The organism is Streptomyces sp. DSM 15324 (assembly GCF_001514285.1).
Classification (GTDB): domain Bacteria; phylum Actinomycetota; class Actinomycetes; order Streptomycetales; family Streptomycetaceae; genus Streptomyces.
In genome coordinates this window covers 687,970-708,416 of the sequence record NZ_KQ949023.1, presented here as the reverse complement: position 1 = coordinate 708,416, position 20,447 = coordinate 687,970, and the positions used below count along the sequence as shown (strand labels likewise).

General features: G+C 72.4%; 15 protein-coding genes. 9 read left to right on the top strand and 6 right to left on the bottom strand.

The annotated features are described in order from the left end of the window. Window positions 1-53: 53 nt before the first annotated feature. The 3 genes from AQJ58_RS03015 to AQJ58_RS03005 all read right to left on the bottom strand — a co-directional run bounded on the left by AQJ58_RS03015 (window position 54) and on the right by AQJ58_RS03005 (window position 5,586). On the bottom strand, window positions 54-470 hold the full coding sequence (locus AQJ58_RS03015; protein WP_067244479.1) for a hypothetical protein: 417 nt from the start codon (window positions 468-470) through the stop codon (window positions 54-56). A 766-nt stretch (window positions 471-1,236) separates the two neighbouring features. Next, on the bottom strand, window positions 1,237-3,957 hold the full coding sequence (gene ppdK / locus AQJ58_RS03010) for a pyruvate, phosphate dikinase (RefSeq protein ID WP_067244477.1): 2,721 nt from the start codon (window positions 3,955-3,957) through the stop codon (window positions 1,237-1,239). A 408-nt stretch (window positions 3,958-4,365) separates the two neighbouring features. Next, the gene (locus tag AQJ58_RS03005) at window positions 4,366-5,586 is read right to left on the bottom strand and encodes an ROK family transcriptional regulator (RefSeq protein ID WP_199844516.1); all 1,221 of its coding nucleotides are present in this window, start codon (window positions 5,584-5,586) and stop codon (window positions 4,366-4,368) included. Between the two features lie 124 nt (window positions 5,587-5,710). On the opposite strand from AQJ58_RS03005, the gene AQJ58_RS44190 reads away from it, so the two are divergent. The 3 genes from AQJ58_RS44190 (at window position 5,711) to AQJ58_RS02990 (ending at window position 11,612) form a co-directional block, all read left to right on the top strand. Beyond that, complete coding sequence (locus tag AQJ58_RS44190) at window positions 5,711-7,642, top strand: MGH1-like glycoside hydrolase domain-containing protein (protein ID WP_234359938.1); 1,932 nt, start codon at window positions 5,711-5,713, stop codon at window positions 7,640-7,642. After that, window positions 7,639-9,579 carry an amylo-alpha-1,6-glucosidase gene (locus AQJ58_RS02995; protein WP_067244474.1) on the top strand — a complete coding sequence of 647 codons (1,941 nt, stop codon included), beginning with the start codon at window positions 7,639-7,641 and terminating at the stop codon, window positions 9,577-9,579. Before AQJ58_RS44190 ends, AQJ58_RS02995 begins: the two co-directional genes overlap by 4 nt. 224 nt (window positions 9,580-9,803) lie before the next feature. Further along, window positions 9,804-11,612 (top strand): alkaline phosphatase family protein, encoded by a 1,809-nt coding sequence (locus AQJ58_RS02990; protein ID WP_067244472.1) that lies wholly within the window; start codon window positions 9,804-9,806, stop codon window positions 11,610-11,612. Between the two features lie 31 nt (window positions 11,613-11,643). Here the strand turns inward: AQJ58_RS02990 and dusB are convergent, their stop codons facing one another. After that, a complete protein-coding gene (gene dusB, locus AQJ58_RS02985; RefSeq protein ID WP_067244470.1) occupies window positions 11,644-12,798 on the bottom strand; it encodes a tRNA dihydrouridine synthase DusB in 1,155 nt (384 codons plus the stop codon). A 65-nt stretch (window positions 12,799-12,863) separates the two neighbouring features. Between dusB and AQJ58_RS02980 the strand changes: the two genes are divergently transcribed. The 3 genes from AQJ58_RS02980 (at window position 12,864) to AQJ58_RS43225 (ending at window position 15,444) form a co-directional block, all read left to right on the top strand. Then, window positions 12,864-14,318, top strand: coding sequence for an MFS transporter (locus AQJ58_RS02980; protein WP_067244468.1), 1,455 nt, complete (start codon window positions 12,864-12,866; stop codon window positions 14,316-14,318). A 71-nt stretch (window positions 14,319-14,389) separates the two neighbouring features. Continuing rightward, window positions 14,390-14,971, top strand: coding sequence for an RNA polymerase sigma factor (locus tag AQJ58_RS02975; RefSeq protein ID WP_067244467.1), 582 nt, complete (start codon window positions 14,390-14,392; stop codon window positions 14,969-14,971). Continuing rightward, a complete protein-coding gene (locus AQJ58_RS43225; protein WP_067244465.1) occupies window positions 14,968-15,444 on the top strand; it encodes a hypothetical protein in 477 nt (158 codons plus the stop codon). Before AQJ58_RS02975 ends, AQJ58_RS43225 begins: the two co-directional genes overlap by 4 nt. On the opposite strand, the gene AQJ58_RS02965 is transcribed toward AQJ58_RS43225, so the two are convergent. After that, on the bottom strand, window positions 15,422-16,318 hold the full coding sequence (locus tag AQJ58_RS02965; protein ID WP_067244464.1) for a helix-turn-helix transcriptional regulator: 897 nt from the start codon (window positions 16,316-16,318) through the stop codon (window positions 15,422-15,424). The two genes, AQJ58_RS43225 and AQJ58_RS02965, sit on opposite strands and share 23 nt — an antisense overlap. 101 nt (window positions 16,319-16,419) lie before the next feature. Here AQJ58_RS02965 and AQJ58_RS02960 point away from each other — a divergent pair, with 101 nt between their 5' ends. From AQJ58_RS02960 to AQJ58_RS02950, 3 genes are all read left to right on the top strand, one after another. Continuing rightward, complete coding sequence (locus tag AQJ58_RS02960) at window positions 16,420-17,856, top strand: MFS transporter (RefSeq protein WP_067244462.1); 1,437 nt, start codon at window positions 16,420-16,422, stop codon at window positions 17,854-17,856. A 166-nt stretch (window positions 17,857-18,022) separates the two neighbouring features. Then, complete coding sequence (locus AQJ58_RS02955) at window positions 18,023-18,250, top strand: hypothetical protein (RefSeq protein WP_067244460.1); 228 nt, start codon at window positions 18,023-18,025, stop codon at window positions 18,248-18,250. 96 nt (window positions 18,251-18,346) lie between these two features. Continuing rightward, entirely contained in the window at window positions 18,347-19,489 is a 1,143-nt protein-coding gene (locus AQJ58_RS02950; RefSeq protein WP_067244458.1) for a serine hydrolase domain-containing protein, read from the top strand. Here the strand turns inward: AQJ58_RS02950 and AQJ58_RS02945 are convergent. Next, window positions 19,486-20,397 carry a UTP--glucose-1-phosphate uridylyltransferase gene (locus tag AQJ58_RS02945; protein ID WP_067244456.1) on the bottom strand — a complete coding sequence of 304 codons (912 nt, stop codon included), beginning with the start codon at window positions 20,395-20,397 and terminating at the stop codon, window positions 19,486-19,488. The genes AQJ58_RS02950 and AQJ58_RS02945 overlap by 4 nt on opposite strands. Window positions 20,398-20,447: the final 50 nt, after the last annotated feature.

Sequence of the window (20,447 nt, the reverse complement as noted above, 5' to 3'; positions counted from 1 at the left end):
GACGAGCGGGAGCCCAGATGCAGGCATCTGGGCCCCACGATTCCGAAAGGCTTCTATCGGGGGTTGGAGAACGGCCTGGTGCGAGAACAGTTGTCGGGCCTGAGGCTGCCGCGATCACGACAAACCCTCATCTCCGCTTTGCTGGTGTAGAGCTGGGCACCGTCCCAATTCGAGCCATGCAGGGAGACCGCCTTCCCCTGCTTGCCGCGATAGCGGACCCAGGAGTGTCCTTCAACACGTACCAACATGTAGACGTTGTGTCCGTCCTCACGCTCCGTGTCGCTCAGTTTGCCCTTCCACTCGAACGACCCGTGCTCCCGCTCTGGCGCATTGAAGCGGTAACGCCCCTCCCGGAAGGAGGCACCAGTGGTCTCCATCAGGGAGATCCTGTGCCACGAATCGGCCACTGCGGCCCCCGTTCCGGCCACCAACAGCCCTGCCGCCACTGCACCGAGCACAGCGCTCTTCATGCCTACACTCCTGAACCCGGAAGTCCCATCGACCTCGGCCGCTACAGAAAGTAGCGTCAGGTTCACATGGCGAATCCTTTAGTCTCCGATCCACCACCACATCAGGTGATCGAAAACCGGACACCGAAAAAGCGCCACGGGGCGCAGGCCAAGCCACCGGCCCGCCCAGTACCCGCCGCCCTCGCCCTGCCCCGCAAGCGCGTACGCCTCCCTCGTCATGGCAGGGCAGAGGCCGTCGTCGTCGCCAGGTTCTGGGAGCCGTACAGATGCGTGTATTCCGTGCCCAGCGGCCGAGTTCGTGGTGGCGGCCCGTCATCAGACGGCGCAGGGATTCGAGAATGTGGTGGATCGCGAGGGCGTCGACGCCCGTGGTGGGTTCGTCATGGACGAGGGCCGGAGTGTCGCGCAGGACCGTGCGGGCGATGGTGAGGGGTGGGAGTCGGCCCATGGGGAGCCGGGCCGTGCGCCAGGGTGATCTGCGGGTCGTAGCCCTCGGGCAGTGCGGTGATGAAGTCGTGCGCGTCGGCCGCCTTCGCCGCGTCGACGATTTTCGCCTGGCGCACGCGATGTTCGCGCGGACCGTGTCGTCCAGGGCCGGCGTCTTGGCGTGGCACAGGAGATGCCGGACCAGCGGTGTGGACAGCCCAAGAGGGCGGCACCTTTGCACAGGGTGCCGCCCTCCTCTTGCGTGCCGGAGCCGCCGCCGATCGGTGCTGAGGGTCGGGGACCGACGGCGGCTCCGGGGTTCACAGGCCCCCGGAGGGGCTCAGCGGTGGTCGCTGCCCGCCGACTGGGTGGCCGCGCGGCCCGCTTCGAGGCGGGCCACCGGGATACGGAAGGGGGAGCAGGAGACGTAGTCGAGGCCCACCTCGTGGAAGAAGTGCACCGACTCGGGGTCGCCGCCGTGCTCGCCGCAGACGCCGAGTTTGAGGTCGGGGCGGGTGGCGCGGCCGGCCGTCGCCGCCGCCCTGACCAGGGAGCCGACGCCGTCCTTGTCGATCGTCTCGAAGGGGGAAACCCCGAAGATGCCCTTCTCGAGGTACGCCGTGAAGAAGCTCGCCTCCACGTCGTCCCGGCTGAAGCCCCAGACCGTCTGGGTGAGGTCGTTGGTGCCGAAGGAGAAGAACTCGGCGGCCTCGGCGATCTGCGCGGCCGTCAGTGCGGCGCGCGGCAGCTCGATCATCGTGCCGATGGACAGCTTCAGGGAGACCCCCGTGGCCGCCTCGACCTCGGCGACCACCTGGTCGGCCTCCTCGCGGACGATCTCCAGCTCCTGGACGGTGCCGACGAGCGGGATCATGATCTCGGCGCGCGGGTCGCCCTTGGCGTTCTTGCGGGCGGCGGCCGCCTCGGCGATGGCGCGGACCTGCATGGTGAACAGGCCGGGGATGACCAGGCCGAGCCGTACGCCGCGCAGGCCCAGCATCGGGTTCTGTTCGTGGAGGCGGTGGACGGCCTGGAGCAGGCGCAGCTCGTTCTCGTGCGGCTCCTGGCGGGACTCGGCGAGCGCCACGCGCACCGACAGCTCGGTGATGTCGGGCAGGAACTCGTGCAGCGGCGGGTCGAGGAGGCGGATGGTGACGGGCAGGCCGTCCATCGCCTCGAACAGCTCGACGAAGTCCTTCTTCTGCAGCGGCAGGAGCTGTGCCAGGGACTCCTCGCGCTCGGCCTCGGTGTCCGCGAGGATCAGGCGCTCGACCAGCTCCCGGCGGTCGCCGAGGAACATGTGCTCGGTGCGGCACAGGCCGATGCCCTGGGCGCCGAAGCGGCGGGCGCGCAGCGCGTCCTCGGCGTTGTCGGCGTTGGCGCGCACGCGCAGCCGGCGCTTGCGGTCGGCGAAGGCCATGATCCGGTGGACGGCCTCGACGAGTTCGTCGGCGTCGTCGGCGCCGGCGTGCATGCGGCCCTCGAAGTACTCCACGACGGGGGACGGGACGACCGGGACCTCGCCCAGGTAGACCTTGCCGGAAGAGCCGTCGATGGAGATGACGTCGCCCTCCTCGACCACGTGTCCGCCGGGGACCGTCATCCGGCGGCGCTTGGTGTCGACCTCGAGCTCCTCGGCGCCGCAGACACAGGTCTTGCCCATGCCGCGGGCGACGACGGCCGCGTGGGAGGTCTTGCCGCCACGGGAGGTCAGGATGCCCTCGGCGGCGATCATGCCGTCGAGGTCGTCGGGGTTGGTCTCCCGGCGGACCAGGATGACCTTCTCGCCGGAGCGGGACCACTTCACTGCGGTGTACGAGTCGAAGACGGCCTTGCCGACGGCGGCGCCCGGCGAGGCGGCGATGCCCCGGCCGACCTGGGCGACCTTCGCGTCCTCGTCGAAGCGCGGGAACATCAGCTGGGCGAGCTGGGCGCCCGTGACCCGCTGCAGCGCCTCGGCCTCGTCGATGAGCCCCTGGTCGACCAGCTGAGTGGCGATACGGAAGGCGGCACCGGCGGTGCGCTTGCCGACCCGGGTCTGGAGCATCCACAGCTGGCCGCGCTCGATGGTGAACTCGATGTCGCAGAGGTCCTTGTAGTGGTTCTCCAGCGTCTCCATGATGCCGAGGAGCTGGTCGTAGGACTTCTTGTCGATCCGCTCCAGCTCGGCGAGCGGGACGGTGTTGCGGATGCCCGCGACGACGTCCTCGCCCTGGGCGTTCTGGAGGTAGTCGCCGTAGACGCCCTGGTGGCCGGAGGCGGGGTCGCGGGTGAAGGCGACGCCGGTGCCGGAGTCGGGGCCCAGGTTGCCGAAGACCATGGAACAGACGTTGACCGCGGTGCCGAGGTCGCCGGGGATGCGCTCCTGGCGGCGGTAGAGCTTGGCGCGGTCGCCGTTCCAGGAGTCGAAGACCGCCTTGATGGCGAGGTCCATCTGCTCGCGCGGGTCCTGCGGGAAGTCCCGGCCCGCCTCGGTCCTGACGATCTTCTTGAACTTGGTGACGAGCTTCTTCAGGTCCGCCGCTTCCAGCTCGGTGTCGACGGTGACCTTCTTGGCGGCCTTGGCGCCTTCGAGGGCCTCCTCGAAGAGCTCGCCGTCGACGCCGAGGACGGTCTTGCCGAACATCTGGATGAGGCGGCGGTAGGAGTCCCACGCGAAGCGGTCGTCGCCGGCCTGCCGGGCGAGGCCCTGGACCGACTTGTCGGAGAGACCGATGTTGAGGACCGTGTCCATCATCCCGGGCATGGAGAACTTGGCGCCCGAGCGGACCGAGACGAGCAGCGGGTCGTCGGCCTGGCCGAGCTTCTTGCCCATCCGCTCCTCGAGGGCGACGAGGTGCGCACTCACCTCGTCACGCAGTGCCGCCGGCTCCTCGCCGCTCTCCAGGTAGACCTTGCAGGCCTCGGTGGTGATGGTGAAGCCGGGCGGGACGGGGAGGCCCAGGTTGGTCATCTCGGCGAGGTTGGCGCCCTTGCCACCCAGGAGGTCCTTGAGGTCCTTGTTGCCCTCGGTGAAGTCGTAAACGAACTTCACTACGTGGGGTTCTTTGTTTTCCGACACGGGTCTCGACTCCTCGAGGACGCGGTGGCTGCCCTGACGGCGAGGAACATACCCAGATCGAAGGAGCCTGGGTACGTCCACTTGTGCGTCATGCGCCCGTAACCCGTCGTCAGCCAGTGGATCGAAAGTCAAGGCTTGGCAAGCGAAGACCGGCGCATGTTTTCACTTGTTGAACGCGATGCCGCCCACAGGTGCGTTTTTCCGCTCAGATGAGCAGCCATCCCGCACGTCTGATTTCGATCGATGAACGATCGAAGGGTGGCACCCAGTGCCACCCCTTGAGGAAGTGCATTCGATCCATGATCCGCTCATCTGAGCAATACCCCCCTCAAGGGTGGCGAGAATCACGCCGTCGCAGCGGCTCGGATTTCACCATCCGGACCACCGCGGTGCACTCACGAGCGTCCCTCACACCCCCAGGGCCAGCAACCGCTCCTCCACCCGCTCGGGTGCATACAGGTGCTCCACGACCAGCGCACCCGCTCCCACCAGCCCCGCCCGCTCCCCCAGCCGCGAGGTCACCACGTCCAGACGGGCGGTGGAGCGGGGCAGGGCACGCTGGTAGAGCAGCTCGCGCACCCCGGTGAGGAAGGGGGTGCCCGCCAGGTCCCCGGCGATCATCAGCACCCCGGGGTTCAGCAGGGTCACGACCGTCGCCAGGACGTCCCCCACCTGCCGCCCGGCCTCCCGGGCCAGCGCCGCCGCCCCCGGGTGCCCGGCCGCCAGCAGGTCCCGTACGTCCGAGCCGGAGGCCGCCGGCACCCCGGTCTCCGCCAGCCTGCGGGCCACGGCACCACCGCTGGCCACGGCGGCGAGACAGCCGTAGGAGCCGCACCGGCACAGCGCCTCGGCGCCCACCCGGATGTGTCCGATGTCCCCGGCGCCGCCGTCGATGCCGCGGAAGACCGAGCCGTTCACCACGACCCCGGCGCCGATCCCCGTCGAGACCTTGACCAGGACGAACGCCGAGCAGTCGGGGTGGCCGGTGCGCTGTTCGCCGTACGCCATCAGGTTGGCGTCGTTGTCGACGAGGACGGGGACCGCGGGGGCTCCGGTGCGCTCGGTGAACGACCTGGCCAGGCGCCCGCGTATGTCGTAGCCGTCCCAGCCGGGCATCATCGGCGGCTGCATCACCCGGCCCGTGTCGCTGTCCACCGGACCGGGCACGGCGAGGCCCATGCCGCAGACCTCCTGCGACCGGTGGCCCGCCTTCTCCAGCAACTCGGCGAACCAGCCGCCCAGTTCACCGAGGACGAGGTCCGGGCCGTCCTCGACCGCCAGCGCGCCGGAGTGCTCCGCGAGGATCTCGCCGGTCAGCGACAGCACGGCCGCGCGGGCGTGCCGGGTGTCCAGGTCGGCGGCGAGCACCACCGCGTGGTCGTCGTCGAACTCCAGGGTGATCGAGGGCCGCCCGCCCTGCGGTGAGCCGACCGGCCCGCCCGCGCCCTCGCGCAGCCAGCCGGCCCGGAACAGCCGGTCCAGACGCTGTCCGACCGTCGCCCGGGAGAGGCCCGTCGCCTGTTGCAGGGCACCGCGGGTCGTCGCCCGCCCGCTACGCACCAGTTCGAGCAGTTCTCCGGCGCCGGCCTGACCACCCGCCCTGCCGGTCCGTCCCGGACGCCCAGTCATGCGCACCCCCTTGTGCTTCTCAAGCTTGCATTACATATTGAGTTTTGCGTGTTAAATAGACGTAACCCTACGGTAGCCCCTGCCGAACCAGGGGGCCGCCTTGACGTCTTTCGGGGAGCCCCGAGTGGATCGCACCGCCCAGCTCATCGCCCGCCCGGCGGAGTTCACCGCCGTATACGATCCTTCGGCGCCACCGGGTCCGCCGCACCTCAGAGCGGTGCACGACGGCGCGGTGAAGGTGCTGGAGGGCAACTGGACGGGCACCTCGACGGTGCCCTCGCGGCGGCTGTACCCGCACCAGTGGTCCTGGGACTCGGCGTTCGTCGCGATCGGCCTGCGGCACGTCTCGCCGCTGCGGGCGCAGACCGAGCTGGAGACCCTGCTGGCCGCCCAGTGGGGCGACGGGCGCATCCCGCACATCGTCTTCAACCCCTCCGTGCCGCTCGACGCCTACTTCCCGAGCCCCGACTTCTGGCGCTCCTCGACCGCGGGGCGCGCTGCGGGCGCCCCGCGCACCGTACAGACCTCGGGCATCGTGCAGCCACCGGTGCACGCGCTCGCGGCCTGGCTGGTGCACCGCGCCGACCCGGGGCTGTCCCGGGCGCGGGGCTTCCTGGCCCGGGTCTACCCACGGCTGGCCGCCTGGCACCGCTATCTGCTGCACCGGCGTGACCTGGGCGGGGCCGGCCTCGTCTGCGTCGTCCACCCCTGGGAGCAGGGCATGGACAACGCGCCGAGCTGGGACGCCCCGCTCTCCCGGGTCGCCCCGGCCCCGGCCCGCTCCTTCCGGCGCGCCGACCTCGACCACGGGGCGGCCGAGGACCGGCCGACGGACCTCGACTACGGGCGCTACGTCCGGCTGGCGACGGACTACCGGGACGCCGGGTACGCGGACGGGAGGGGCGACTTCGCGGTGGAGGATCCTTCCTTCAACGCGCTGCTCATCGCCTCCGAGCACGCCCTGGCCCGGATCGCGCGCGAGCTGGGGGCGACGGCGACCGCCCGCCACGCGCGCGCCGAGCGACTCACGGCGGCGCTCGTGGAACGGCTGTGGGACCCGGTGGAGGGCATGTTCTTCTGCCGGGACGTGCGGGGCGCCGAGAGCCAGGGCCGCCGACGCGGGGGCTGCGGGCCCGTGCCGGGGCCAGGGCACGGGGGCGGAGAGCGCGGGCCCCGGCCCGAAGACGCCCGCGTCCGGTCGGACAGTGACTCCGGAGCCCGGCCCCAGGACCCCCGGGCCGGCACCCGCGCAGGCTCCGAAGCCCGGCCTTGGGGGGACCCGACCGGCGAAGGCAGCAGTCCGCGGTCCCGCCCGGCAGACGACCCGACCGGCGCACGCGCGGGCTTCGGGACCCACCCCGAGGCCGACCCGGCCGGCGAAGGCAGCGGCCCACGGTCCCGCCCGGGTTACGCCGCGGTAGGCGCCGGGGACGCCGACCGAGGCGACCCGACCGGCGCACGCGCGGACTTCGAAACCCACCCCGAGGGAGCCCCGGCCGGCGAAGGCGGAACCCCCCAGCCCCGAGCCGAGGGCGACCCGGCCGGTGAACGCGGCGGCTCCCAGCCGCGGCCTCAAGCCGTCGAGGTCCGCGCAGGCGGAGGCTCCGGGCCCCGGCCCGATGACGCCCTGATCCGCGAGCGCGGGGTCTCCGGGCTGGTGCCGTTGCTCCTGCCGGACCTGCCGCGCGAGGTGGTGGCGGGAGTCGTCCGCACGCTGCGGGGCCCGCACTTCGGGGTCGGTACGACGACCCGTCTCGTCCCCAGCTACGACCTGCTCGCCGAGGCCTTCGACCCGCACCGCTACTGGCGCGGCCCGGCCTGGTTCAACACGGCCTGGCTCCTGGAGCGCGGCCTGCGGCTGCACGGCCACCTCGCGGAGGCGGACGCGCTGCGCCAGGACGTCCTGGACACCGCGCCGGCCTCGGACTTCGCCGAGTACGTCGATCCGTACACCGGCGAGGCCTGCGGCGCGACCGGCTTCAGCTGGACCGCCGCACTCACGCTCGACCTGCTCCACCAGCACACCGCGACCGACAAGGGAGGGGACCGGGGATGACGGACCGGCATCATCTGCTCGTGTACGGCGGGACGTTCGCCGCTGTCGGCGAGCGCGGGGACATCAGCGGGGTGAGGGGCGTCGGCTCCGCCCCGCAGGGGCTGTTCGTCCGGGACGCCCGGCACCTCAGCCGCTGGCAGCTCACGGTGGACGGCGCGGTGCCGGAGGAACTCGCGCCGGTCGCGGGCGGGGACACCACCCGCTGTGTGCTCGTCCCGCGCGGCGGGCGCGACGAGCCGCCGTCCTGCACGCTCTTCCGTGAACAGGCCGTCGGGGACTGCTCGTTCGTGGAGTCGGTACGGGTGGTCGGCAACCGTCCGGTGCCGACCACGGTCCGGCTCGCCCTGACCGTGGACGCGGACTTCACGGACCAGTTCGAGCTGCGCGCCGACCACCGTACGTACGCCAAGACGGGCGTCGTCCGCCGCCGCGAGATCCTCGACGACGGCGTGGAGTTCGGCTACCGGCGCGGGGAGTGGCGGTCCTGTACGACGGTGACCGCCGAACCCGCCCCGGACGCCGTCGAGGAGACCGGCACCGGCGCCCGCCGGCTGGTGTGGACGCTGGAGCTGGAGGCGCACGGCAGCGCCGAGCTGATCCTGCGCGTGATGGCCCGGCCGCATGGCGAGAAGCGTGCGCTACGCGTCCCCTGCTCCCCTTCCGCAATGGCTGAAAAGGCTCTTGCGCTTGAGGGACAGTTCATGGAAGGTGTCGCTTTTCCTACGGAATGGCCCGAACTGGCGACCGCCTGTGTTCGAGGGCTCGCCGATCTCGCCACGCTCCAAGTTCAGGCCAAGGGTCCGGACGGCGAGGAGCTGCGCGTACCGGCCGCCGGAGCGCCCTGGTTCCTCGCCCTCCTCGGCCGCGACGCCCTCCTCACCTCCCTCTTCGCGCTGCCCTACCGACCGGAGCTGGCCGCCGCCACACTCCCGGCGCTCGCCGCCGCCCAGGCGACCGAGTCCCACGCGCCGTCGGTGTCCCAGCCCGGCAAGATCGTCCACGAGGTGCGGCACGGCGAGCTGGCCCACTTCGGGCAGGTCCCCTACGGCCGCTACTACGGCTCGGTCGACGCGACCCCGCTCTTCCTCGTCGTGCTCGGCGCGTACGTCGAACACACCGGCGACACCGCGCTGGCCCGCCGACTGGAGCCGCACGCCCGCGCGGCGGTCGCCTGGATGCTCGACCACGGCGGCCTGACCACCCGCGGCTATCTGATCTACCGCGCCGACCAGGGCGGCCTCGCCAACCAGAACTGGAAGGACTCCCCCGGCTCCATCTGTTCCGCCGACGGCACCCGTGCCACCGGGGCGGTCATGGCGGCGGGGGCGCAGGGGTACGCGTACGACGCGCTGCGCCGCACGGCGTGGGTGGCGCGCACGGTGTGGGAGGACACCACGTACGCCGCCCTCCTCGAACAGGCGGCCGCCGACCTGCGGGACCGCTTCCAGCGGGACTTCTGGATGCCGGAGCACTCCTTCCCTGCGCTCGCGCTGGACGGGGCGGGCCGCCAGGTCGACGCGCTGGCCTCCGACGCCGGGCATCTGCTGTGGTCGGGGCTCCTGGACAAGGAGTACGGCGAAGTCGTCGGCCGGCGCCTGCTGGAACCCGACTTCTTCTCGGGCTGGGGCGTACGCACGCTCGCCGCCGGGCAGCCGGCGTACCACCCGCTCTCCTACCACCGGGGTTCGGTCTGGCCGCACGACAACGCGCTGATCACCCTGGGGCTCGCGCGGTACGGGCTGCACGACGAGGCCCGCACGGTCGCCCGCGCGCTGGTCGACGCGGCGACGGCGACCGGGCACCGGCTCCCCGAGGTGCTCGCCGGCTACGGCCGGGACACCCACGCCGAACCGGTTCCCTACCCGCACGCGTGCGTACGGGAGTCCCGTGCGGCGGCCACCCCGTTGGCGCTGCTCACGGCGGTCGGCGGGGCGTAGCGGCGGCCGGGCGGGGAGCTTGGGGTGAGGTTTGCACGGTGTTTGCCGACCACTGGCCGAGGGGGCTGAACACGGGCCGGGGGCAGGCCGTACGAAACTGAGGCGGATCCGGCTTCCCGCGCCGGGTCCGCCGAACACCGGGCTTCGTACGGAAGGACCCTCGGGTGCCTGTCTCCACTCCCTCACCCCAGCCGGCGGCTTCGAAAGACCCCGAGGACGCCGACGTGCCCCCTTCGGCACCCGAGCAGGAACCGGCGGACTCCCCCTCGGAGCAGCCCGTCACCGAGCCCGTCACCGAATCCGTCTCCGAGCCGGTCACCGATTCCGAGGGTGCCTCCGCCGCGCACCCCTCCCTCAAGGCCCGGATCGCCTATCTGCGGGGCTGGCGGGGGCGGCATCCCGGGGCCGCACGGGGGGTGTGGTGGGCGGTGACGTTGTTGTCGCTCGTGTGGGTGATCGGGGCGTTGCTGCTGCCGAACCGGATGGCCGCGTTGCAGGTGAACCGGTTCATCCGGCTGCCGGGTGAGGCGATCATCGGGGCGGCGGTGCTGCTCGCGCTGCCCCGTAGGCCGCGCATCGCGCTGGCGGCGCTCGGCGGTGCGGTGCTCGGCGCGCTGACGGTGCTGAACCTGCTCGACATCGGTTTCGTGGACTACCTGGGCCGGGACTTCAACCTGGTCCTCGACTGGGGCCTGCTGGACGACGCGCAGTCGTATCTCGCGGACACCCTGGGCAGGACCGCCGCCCTCGCGGCGGCGGTCGGCGTGGTCCTGCTGGTCGTCCTCGTGATCACGGTGACGGCGCTGGCCACCGTCCGGCTGAGCAACATCCTGGTCCGCGACCCCCGCAGGGCCACCCGCGGCACCCTGATCGCGGGCACCGCCTGGATCACCTGCTCGGTGCTGGGCCTGCAGTACGCCGGGATCCCGGTCGCCTCCGACCGGGTGGCGAACCAGCTCCAGTCCGAGGCCCGGAAGGTGCGGGACACCATCCGGGACGAGGCCGCGTTCGGCAAGGAGACCCGCAGCGACACCTTCGGCAACACCCCCGCCGACCAGCTCGTGCCCGATCTGCGCGGCAAGGACATGATCTTCACGTTCATCGAGAGCTACGGCCGCAGCGCCATCGAGGACCCGATCATGGCCCCCGGCGTGGACGCCACCCTCCAGGCCCGCACCGAGGCCCTCGCGAAGGCCGGCTTCCGCGCGAAGAGCGGCTGGCTGACCTCGGCGACGTACGGCGGCAGCAGCTGGCTCGGCCACTCCACCACCCTGTCCGGGCTGTGGGTCGACAACCAGCAGCGCTACCGCACGGTGATGGCCAGCGACCACCTCTCCCTCACCAAGGCGTTTCGCAAGACGGGCGCCTGGGACACCGTCGGGATCATGCCGGGTGTGCAGAAGGGCTGGCCGGAGGCGAAGTTCTACGGCCTGGACAAGGTCTACAACGCCTTCCAGATGGGCTACCGGGGACCGAAGTTCAGCTGGTCGACGATGCCCGACCAGTACGCGCTGGAGGCGTTCCAGCAGCTGGAGCACTCCAAGCGGCGCGACAAGCCGCTGATGTCGGAGATCATCCTGACCTCCAGCCACCAGCCGTGGGCGCCGATCCCCAAGATGGTCGGCTGGGACGAGCTGGGTGACGGCTCGGTCTTCGACGCGATCGAGGCGGCCGGCAACAAGGCGTCCGACGTCATCGCCGACCCCACCAAGTCCAAGGAGGAGTACGGCAAGTCGATCCAGTACTCGGTGACCGCGCTGACGGAGTGGCTGGAGCGCTACGGCAGTGACGACACCGTCCTGGTCTTCCTCGGCGACCACCAGCCGATCTCCCGGGTCAGCGGGGAGAACGCCAGCCGGGACGTGCCGATCTCGATCGTCGCCAAGGACCCGAAGGTCCTCGACAAGATCGCGAGCTGGAAGTGGACCGACGGTCTGCGGCCCGCCCACAACGCCCCGGTGTGGAAGATGAGTTCCTTCCGCGACCGCTTCCTGACGGCCTACGGCTCCACCATGCACCCCAAGAAGGACTGACCGCCCCACCGACCGCGGGCGGCCGGGCGGTTCAGCCGCCGGAGGTGTCCAGTTCCGCGTCCTCGCCGACGCCCGCGCAGTCGTACGGGTCCTTCAGCCAGCCGTCCGGCAGCACCACCCGGTTGTTGCCGGACGTACGGCCGCGAGGCCCGTCGGCGCCGACGGGCCAGGGCTGGTCGAGTTCCAACTCGTCCAGCCCGGAACGGAGTTCTTCCAGGGAGGAGGTGACGGCGAGGCGCTTGCGCATCTCGCTGCCGACCGCGAAGCCCTTGAGATACCAGGCCACATGCTTGCGGAAGTCGACGACTCCCCTGGACTCGTCGCCGATCCACTCGCCGAGCAGGGTCGCGTGCCGGACCATCACGTCGGCGACCTCCCGCAGCGGCGGCCTGCGGAAGTCGTCGTGGCGTCCCTCGAACGCGGCCACCAGGTCGGCGAACAGCCACGGCCGGCCCAGGCACCCGCGTCCGACGACCACCCCGTCGCAGCCGGTCTCGCGGACCATCCGCAGCGCGTCCTCGGCCGACCAGATGTCCCCGTTGCCGAGGACGGGGATCTCGGGGACGTGCTCCTTCAGCCGGGCGATGGCCTCCCAGTCGGCGGTGCCGCCGTAGTGCTGGGCGGCGGTGCGGCCGTGCAGCGCGATGGCGGTGACGCCCTCCTCCACGGCGATGCGGCCGGCGTCGAGGTAGGTGATGTGGTCGTCGTCGATGCCTTTGCGCATCTTCATCGTCACCGGGATGTCCCCGGCGCCGGACACCGCCTCGCGCAGGATCGCGCGGAGCAGGGGGCGCTTGTAGGGGAGGGCCGAGCCGCCGCCCTTGCGGGTCACCTTCGGGACCGGGCAGCCGAAGTTCAGGTCGATGTGGTCGGCGAGGCCCTCCTCCGCGATCATGCGGACGGCCTTGCCGACGGTCGCGGGGTCGACGCCGTACAGCTGGATCGAGCGCGGCTTCTCCGTCGCGTCGAAGTGGATCAGCTGCATGGTCTTCTCGTTGCGCTCGACCAGCGCCCGGGTGGTGATCATCTCGCTGACGAACAGGCCCTTGCCGCCGCTGAACTCCCGGCACAGGGTGCGGAAGGGCGCGTTGGTGATGCCGGCCATGGGGGCCAGGACTACGGGCGGCTGGACGGCGTGCGGGCCGATCCGCAGGGTCGTGTTCGGCGAGGGCGCGGTCGTGGACATTTGCCCATTCTCACGTACGGCACGCCCCACGAGCCATATTCATTAGTTAGGCGTACTATTCACGCATGCCCGAGCTCAGCCCCCGCCGCCGTCGGCTCGTCCTCGCGATCTGCTGCATGAGCCTGCTGATCGTGAGCCTCGACACCACCGCCCTGAACGTCGCGCTGCCCGCGATGGAGCGCGATCTGCACGCCTCCACCGCCGGACTCCAGTGGACCATCGACGCCTACACCGTCGTCCTGGCCGCGCTGCTGATGCTCGCGGGCTCCACCGCCGACCGGATCGGCCGCCGCAAGGTGTTCATGGCGGGCCTGGTGGTGTTCTCCCTCGGCTCGCTGCTGTGCTCCCTCGCGCCCAGCCTGGACCTGCTGATCGCGGCCCGGATGGTGCAGGCGGTCGGCGGCTCGATGCTGAACCCGGTCGCCATGTCGATCATCACCAACACCTTCACCGACCCCCGGGAGCGGGCCCGGGCGATCGGGGTGTGGGGCGCGGTCGTGGGCATCTCGATGGCGGCCGGCCCCCTGCTCGGCGGGGCGCTGGTGGAGGCGGTGGGCTGGCGCGCGATCTTCTGGGTCAACCTCCCGGTCGGCCTCGCGGCCCTGCTGCTCACCCTCCGCTTCGTCCCCGAGTCCCGCGCGCCGCGGGCCCGCCGCCCCGACCCCGTCGGCCAGCTGCTGGTGATCACGCTCTTCGGCTCCCTGACGTACGCGATCATCGAGGCGCCCGGCGCGGGCCTCGCGACCAGCGGCCCCTTCGCCGCCCTGGCGCTCGGCGCGCTCACCGGACTGCTGATCTACGAGCCGCGCCGCGCCGAACCCCTCATCGACCTGCGCTTCTTCCGCTCGGCTCCGTTCAGCGGGGCGACGGTCGTGGCGATCAGCGCGTTCGCGGCGCTCGGCGGGTTCCTCTTCCTGTCCACGCTCTACCTCCAGAACGTCCGCGGGCTGGACGCCCTGGAGGCGGGGCTGTGGATGCTGCCGATGGCCGTGCCGATGTTCCTGTGCGCGCCGCTGTCCGGCCGGCTGGTGGGCAGCCGCGGCCCCCGGCTGCCGCTGGTCGTCGCGGGCGTCGCGATGACGGCGAGCGCGCTGCTGTTCGCGGTCCTCGACGCGGAGACCTCGAACGTCACGCTGTTCCTCGGCTACACCCTCTTCGGCATCGGCTTCGGCTTCGTGAACGCGCCGATCACCAACACGGCGGTCTCGGGGATGCCCCGCAGCCAGGCCGGGGTCGCGGCGGCGGTCGCCTCCACCAGCAGGCAGCTGGGCCAGACCCTCGGTGTCGCGGTGGTCGGCGCGGTGCTGGCGGCGGGCGTGAGCGTGACCTCGTACCGCGAGACCTTCGTCGCCGCCGCCGTCCCCGGCTGGTGGATCCTCACCGCCTGCGGCCTGCTGGTGCTCGCCCTCGGCACCCTGACCACCGGCCCCTGGGCCCGCCGCACGGCGGAGCGGACGGCCCGCCGGCTGGAGGAGGAGCCGCGGGACGCCAGGGGGGCGGCGTCCGGGGTGAACGCCTGACCGCCGAGGCGCCGTAACGCTTCCCGGGGCCCGTACCAAGTACGGGTGCAGCCGAGGAGAGGGAGGCGTCCGTGGAGGGCGGGGAGCGAACAGGGCTCTTAGCGGGGTTCGAGGAGTTCTACCGGCGGCATGTGGACGCGGTGACGCGGTTCGTGGCGCGGCGGGTGGACGACCCGCACACCGCGGCCGATCTGACCGCCGAGATCTTCCTCGCCGTGCTCGACTCGGCCCACACCTACCGGCCGGGCCTCGGCAGCGAGACGGCCTGGCTGTACGGCATCGCGCGCAACGTCGTCTCCTCGGAGCGGCGCCGGGTCGCGCGGGAGGCGGAGCGGAACCGGCGGTTCTCGGGGCGCCGGCTGCTCGAGGCGGACGACATCGTCCGGCTGGAGGACAAGCTCGACGCGGAGAGCCCGGGCCGGCGGCTGCTGGCCGCGCTGTCCCGGCTGCCCGAGGGCGAACGGGCGGTGATCGAGCTGGTCGCGGTGGATCAGCTGACGGTCGCGGAGGCGGCCACCGCGCTCGGCATCCGCCAGGTGACGGCCAGGGTCCGGCTGCACCGGGCCCGCAAGGCGCTGCGCGCGGAGGCGGAGACGGAGGCGTCGGTGGTGCCGGACCTGTCGGTGCTGAACGTGGTCAGAGGAGAGGCATGAGCGCGCGGGAGAGCTTCGAGGACCGGCTGCTGGCGGAGCTGCGGCGGGAGATCGAGCTGCGGGAGGAGGTGAGCGCCCCGAGGCCGCGGCCGCTCGTCACCCGGCGGCGGGTCTCCCTCGCCCTGGGGGCCTGTGCCGTCGCGGCGGCGGTGGCGGTCGCGGTGCCGGGGTCGGCGGGCGGGTCGGGGGCGTATGCGGTGGAGCGGCACGGGGACGGCAGCGTGACGCTCACGTTGAAGAAGCGCAGCCTGCGTGAGGTGGACCGACAGGAGCTGGCGAAAACCCTGAGCGAGGACCACATCAAGATGACGGAGTGGGGATCGAAGGTCGTCCTGCAGTCCTGCACGGACGGTTCGGGGCGGCCCTATCTCGTAGCGGTGGACAAGGCCGGCCGCTCCTCGACGGTCAGCAGCTGGCGGCTGCCGGTCGTCCTGCACCCCGGTGACAAGGTCACCCTGTGCCGTTCCCGTTGAACAACGCGTACAGCCTCTCCAGCCGCCCCCGGCTCTCCTCGTCCACCGGTGTGTACGACACCAGGCGGGCCCCGTGGTCCGGGCTCAGCCACAGGTCGGTGTGGTGGAGGGTGAGGAGACCGACGTAGGGGTTGCGGAACTCCTTGCTCTTGGTGCGGTGGGCGACGACCTCGTAGCGCTCCCAGTTCTCGCGGAACTCCGGGGACTCCGCCTGGAGCCGCTTGACCAGCATCTTCCAGGCCGGCTCGGAGAGGTGCCCGGCCATGGCGGCGCGCAGCTTGGCCGCCATCAGCCGCGTGGTCTCCTCCCAGTGGACGATCGCGGCCCGCCAGTCGGGGTGGGTGTGGACGAGGAGCATGCAGTTGCGGTCCTCGGGCGGGATCGCGTCGAGGTCGTTGAAGAGACGGGCGTAGGTGCGGTTGTAGGCGAGGATGTCGTAGCGGCTGTTCTGGACGCAGGCGGGCAGCGGGTCGAGCTGGTCCAGGGTCATGCGCATGGCGTCGGTGACGCCCTCGCAGTTCGCCGCGGGCGTCGGGTCGGTGGCGCCGGCCAACTGGAAGAGGTGGGCGCGTTCCCCGGCGTCGAGCAGGAGCGTGCGGGCCAGGGCGTCCAGGACCTGCACGGAGACATGGATGTCCCGGGCCTGTTCGATCCAGGTGTACCAGGTCACGCCGACCGCCGAGAGATGGGCGACCTCCTCGCGGCGCAGGCCCGGGGTGCGGCGGCGGGCGCCGCGCGGGAGGCCGACCTGTTCCGGGGTGATCCGCTCGCGGCGGCTGCGCAGGAAACCGGCGAGTTCGTGCCGCCGTATCGCCGCGCCGGAGCCGTTGGACGTCGGCGCGGTGGGCGCGGTCTCCTGGAACATCGTCGTCATGCCTCCAGCCTGCCGGGGCGCGGACCCTGTTGCCAGGTAGTGCTGACACCAGGATAAGGACACTCTGGTACCCGTCTGGGGCGCGGCGCACGCTCGGGGACGTGACCCAGTCAACGACCACCACCGCCGCGTCGGGCGTCCGCGCCGCGGTCCCGGCCCGTCCTCTCGGCCCCCTCGGCCTGTTCACCGTGCTGCTCGGTGCGGCGCTGCCCCTCATCGACTTCTTCATCGTCAACGTGGCCCTGCCGACCATCGGCCGGGACCTGGCCGCGGGCGAGTCCGTCCTGGAGCTCGTCGTCGCCGGGTACGGGGTCGCGTACGCCGTGCTGCTGGTCCTCGGCGGCCGGCTCGGCGATCTCTTCGGCCGGCGCCGGCTGTTCCTGGGCGGTATGGCGGCCTTCGGTCTGACCTCGCTGGCCTGCGGGCTCGCCCCCGGCGCGTGGCCGCTGGTCCTGGCGCGGGTGGCGCAGGGCGCCTCGGCCGCCGCGATGGTCCCGCAGGTCCTCGCCACCATCCAGTCGTCCACGGAGGGTCCGCGCCGGGCCCGGGCGATGAGCCTCTACGGCGCCACGGCCGGCCTGTCCATGGTGGCGGGCCAGATCCTGGGCGGGGTGCTGGTGGCGGCGGACCTGGCCGGGACCGGCTGGCGTTCGGTGTTCCTGGTGAACGTGCCCGTGGTCGTCGTGGGCCTGGTCCTGGCCGTGCGGACCGTCCCGGAGAGCCGCTCCCCGCACCCCGAGCCGGTGGACGGCCCCGGCACCGTCCTGCTCGCCGCCGCCCTGCTGACGCTGCTCGCCCCGCTGACCGAGGGCCGGGCGGCCGGGTGGCCGCTCTGGACCTGGCTGTCGCTGGCCGCGTTCCCGCTGGTGGCGGCGGCGTTCTACGGCGTCGAGCGGCGCGCCGACCGGCTCGGCCGGACGCCGCTGGTCCCGCCGAGTCTGCTCGCGCTCACCACGCTGCGGCGCGGGCTGACGATCATGGCGCCGCTCGCGGTGGGCTTCAGCGGGTTCATGTTCGTGGTGGCGGTGGCGTTGCAGAGCGGGGCGGGGCTCGGCCCGGTCCGGGCGGGGCTGGCGCTCGCGCCGATGGCCGTGGCGTTCTTCCTCGCCTCACTGGCCGGCCCCCGTCTGGTGGCCCGGTTCGGGTCGCGGGTGGTGACGGCGGGGGCGGCGCTCCAGGGCATCGGTGTGCTGCTGATCCTGCTGACGGTCCGCGCCGACTGGCCCGACGTCGGCGTCCTGGAGCTGCTGCCGGGCACGGCGGTGGCGGGTGCCGGGCAGGCCTTCCAACTCCCGGTCGTCATGCGGCTGGTGATGTCCGAGGTGCCGTCGGCGCGGGCGGGTGTGGGCAGTGGGATGATGGTGACCACCCAGCAGGCCTCGCTGGCCCTGGGGGTGGCCACCCTCGGCACCCTGTTCCTCTCCCTGGTCCCGGGGTCGGGCGTGCGGGACGCCCTGGTGGCGACGCTGGCCGTGCAGGTGGCGGGCGTGGTGGTGACGGGGCTGCTGAGCCTGCGTCTGCCCCGCAGGATCGGCTGACGCCGGTCCGGCCGGCCGGCGCGTGGGTCGGCACGTCGGTCACCGGGTCCGTCACCGCGAGGGAACGGCTTGGTCAACTCCAGCCCGGAAGCGCCCCGTTGCCGTCGCCCGTGCTGCACACTCCTTGCCGACCGGGGTGGGCCCGGACCGGGATGCGGGAGGCGTCGTGGCGCGGATCGACGAGAGCAAGGTGAGCCGCTGGGACCGGCACGGGCGCGGGCATGTCGTCCGGGTGCGGCGGGCGGGCGTCCGGCGCACCGTCGAGTGCGACACGTGCGGCTGGCGCGAGGGCGCCCAGTTCCTGCCGTGGCTGAAGGCGGCCGACCATCTCGCGGAGGCACACCAGGCGACGGTGGACCCGGCCGAGGGGCGGTCCGGCGAGGAGCGGCGATGACCTGAGGCGACCGGCCATGACCGGCGATGAGTTCCGGGCGCGCGGGGAGTCGTAGGCAGGACAGCTCTCGTGGTTCCCGCACGGAAGGCCCCCGCCATGAGCACGCTCCACACCACCCTGCGACGGTACGTCGACGACGGGACGGTTCCCGGGGCCGTGGGCCTGGTGGCCCGCGGGGACGAGGTGGAGGTGGTGGCCGTGGGCTCGGTCGACGCCGAGGGCTCCGCCCCGATGGCCCGGGACTCGCTGTTCCGGATCGCGTCGATCACCAAGCCGCTGACGGCGGCCGCGCTGCTGATGCTGGTGGACGAGGGCGTGGTCGCCCTGGACGCACCGGTGGCGCAGTGGCTTCCGGAGCTGGCCCGCCCCGTGGTGGCGCGCACGCCGTCCGGTCCTGTGACGGACGTCGTCCCGGCGGCCCGCCCGATCACCGTCGAGGACCTGCTGTCCTCCCGTCCCGGCTGGGGCTTTCCGTCCGACTTCACGCTCCCGGCGGTGCAGGCGCTGTTCGGGGTGCAGAAGGACGGTCGGGCGCCGCAGGCGTACCCGGCCCCGGAGGTCTGGCTGGCCGAGCTGGCCCGGGTGCCGCTGCTGCACCAGCCGGGCGAGGCCTGGCTGTACGGCACGGCGTCCGACCTCCAGGGTGTGCTGATCGCCCGGGCGTCGGGCCGGTCCCTGCCGCGGTTCCTGGCCGAGCGGCTGCTGGAGCCGCTGGGCATGAAGGACACCGCGTTCACGGTCCCCGAGGAGAAGCGGGACCGTTTCACGACCGCGTACCGTCCCGACGGCGCCGGGGCACTGGAGGTGACGGACCGCCCGGACGGCCAGTGGAGCCGGCTCCCCGCCTTCCCCTCGGGCGGCGGGGGCCTGGTCTCCACGGCCGACGACTGGCTGGCCTTCGCCCGGCTGCTCCTGGACGGCGCCGGCGGGCTGCTCTCCCCCACCTCGGTCGCCCGGATGACGAGCAACCACCTCGGCGCGGGTCAGCGCGACGGGGGCGCCCTGTTCCTGGAGGGCCAGGGCTGGGGCTACGGCGGCCAGGTGGACATCGCTCCCCTGGCCCCGTGGAACGTGCCCGGCCGCTACGGCTGGGTCGGCGGCACGGGCACCACGGCGCACCTCGTCCCGGCCACCGGCACGGTCACGGTCCTGCTGACCCAGGTGGCGATGGAGAACCCGACGCCGACCCCGCTGATGCGGGACTTCTGGCGGTGCGCGGCGACGGCGCAGGCCCGTTAGGGCGTACCGTCGGGCGTGCCGTCGAGGTCGCTGACCAGGCCGCGCAGCCGCGGCCCGTACTCGGGGTGGGCCAGGGCGTGGGCCATCTGGGCGATCAGGTAGTCGGCGGGGTTGCCGGTGTCGTACCAGCGGCCCTGGATGACCTGGCCGTAGACGGCGCGCGTGGCGGCGTAGGCGTTGATCGCGTCGGTCAGGTAGATCTCGCCGGTGCGGTGCTCGTACCAGCGGCGGGTCTGCTCGCGGAGTTCGTCGACGATGCCGGGGGTGATGACATAGCCGCCGATGGCCGCGTAGGAGGAGGGTGCGGCCTCCGGCTCGGGCTTCTCGACCAGGCCGGTGATGCGCAGGGTGCCGGCGCCGAGGTCCTCCTTGACGAGGGGGACGCCGTAGCGCTGGGAGTCGGCGGGGTCCATCGGCATGAGGGCGAGGACGGGGCAGCCGGTCTGCTCGTGGGCGCGGATGAGCTGCTGGGCACGGGGGACCTCGGCCACGAACACGTCGTCGGGCCACAGCACGAGGACGGGTTCGTCGCCGAAGGAGCGGGCGGCGTTGAGGACCGGGGTGCCGTTGCCGTAGGGGCCGCGCTGGTCGAGGTAGGTGATGTGGCCCCGGCGGGCCAGCTCGGCGATCTCCTCGACGGCGTCGGCGTAGGCGGGCTTGCCGTCGGCGCGGAGCTGCTCGACGAGCGCGGGGTTGGGGCGGAAGTGGTCCTGGATGAGGGACTTGCCGCCGGAGACGACGATGGTGATGTCCGTGATGCCGGAGTCCACCAGCTCGCGCACGGTGTGCTCGATCACCGGTTTGTCGCCGACCGGGAGCATCTCCTTGGGGGTCGCCTTCGTCAGCGGCAGCAGCCGGGAGCCGAGTCCGGCGGCGGGGATCACCGCCCTGCGGATCGTCGGGGGCATGGGGTCTCTCCCGGTTCGTCTCGGTGTCACGCGTGGGGTCGGTCCCGCGC

Excerpts from the sequence above, each read along its gene's own strand:
- AQJ58_RS03015 (WP_067244479.1), bottom strand. The coding sequence starts at position 470 with ATGAAGAGCGCTGTGCTCGGTGCAGTGGCGGCAGGGCTGTTGGTGGCC.
- AQJ58_RS03005 (WP_199844516.1), bottom strand. The coding sequence starts at position 5,586 with ATGACTGGGCGTCCGGGACGGACCGGCAGGGCGGGTGGTCAGGCCGGC.
- AQJ58_RS02995 (WP_067244474.1), top strand. The coding sequence starts at position 7,639 with ATGACGGACCGGCATCATCTGCTCGTGTACGGCGGGACGTTCGCCGCT.
- dusB (WP_067244470.1), bottom strand. The coding sequence starts at position 12,798 with ATGTCCACGACCGCGCCCTCGCCGAACACGACCCTGCGGATCGGCCCG.
- AQJ58_RS02980 (WP_067244468.1), top strand. The coding sequence starts at position 12,864 with ATGCCCGAGCTCAGCCCCCGCCGCCGTCGGCTCGTCCTCGCGATCTGC.
- AQJ58_RS43225 (WP_067244465.1), top strand. The coding sequence starts at position 14,968 with ATGAGCGCGCGGGAGAGCTTCGAGGACCGGCTGCTGGCGGAGCTGCGG.
- AQJ58_RS02965 (WP_067244464.1), bottom strand. The coding sequence starts at position 16,318 with ATGACGACGATGTTCCAGGAGACCGCGCCCACCGCGCCGACGTCCAAC.
- AQJ58_RS02950 (WP_067244458.1), top strand. The coding sequence starts at position 18,347 with ATGAGCACGCTCCACACCACCCTGCGACGGTACGTCGACGACGGGACG.
- AQJ58_RS02945 (WP_067244456.1), bottom strand. The coding sequence starts at position 20,397 with ATGCCCCCGACGATCCGCAGGGCGGTGATCCCCGCCGCCGGACTCGGC.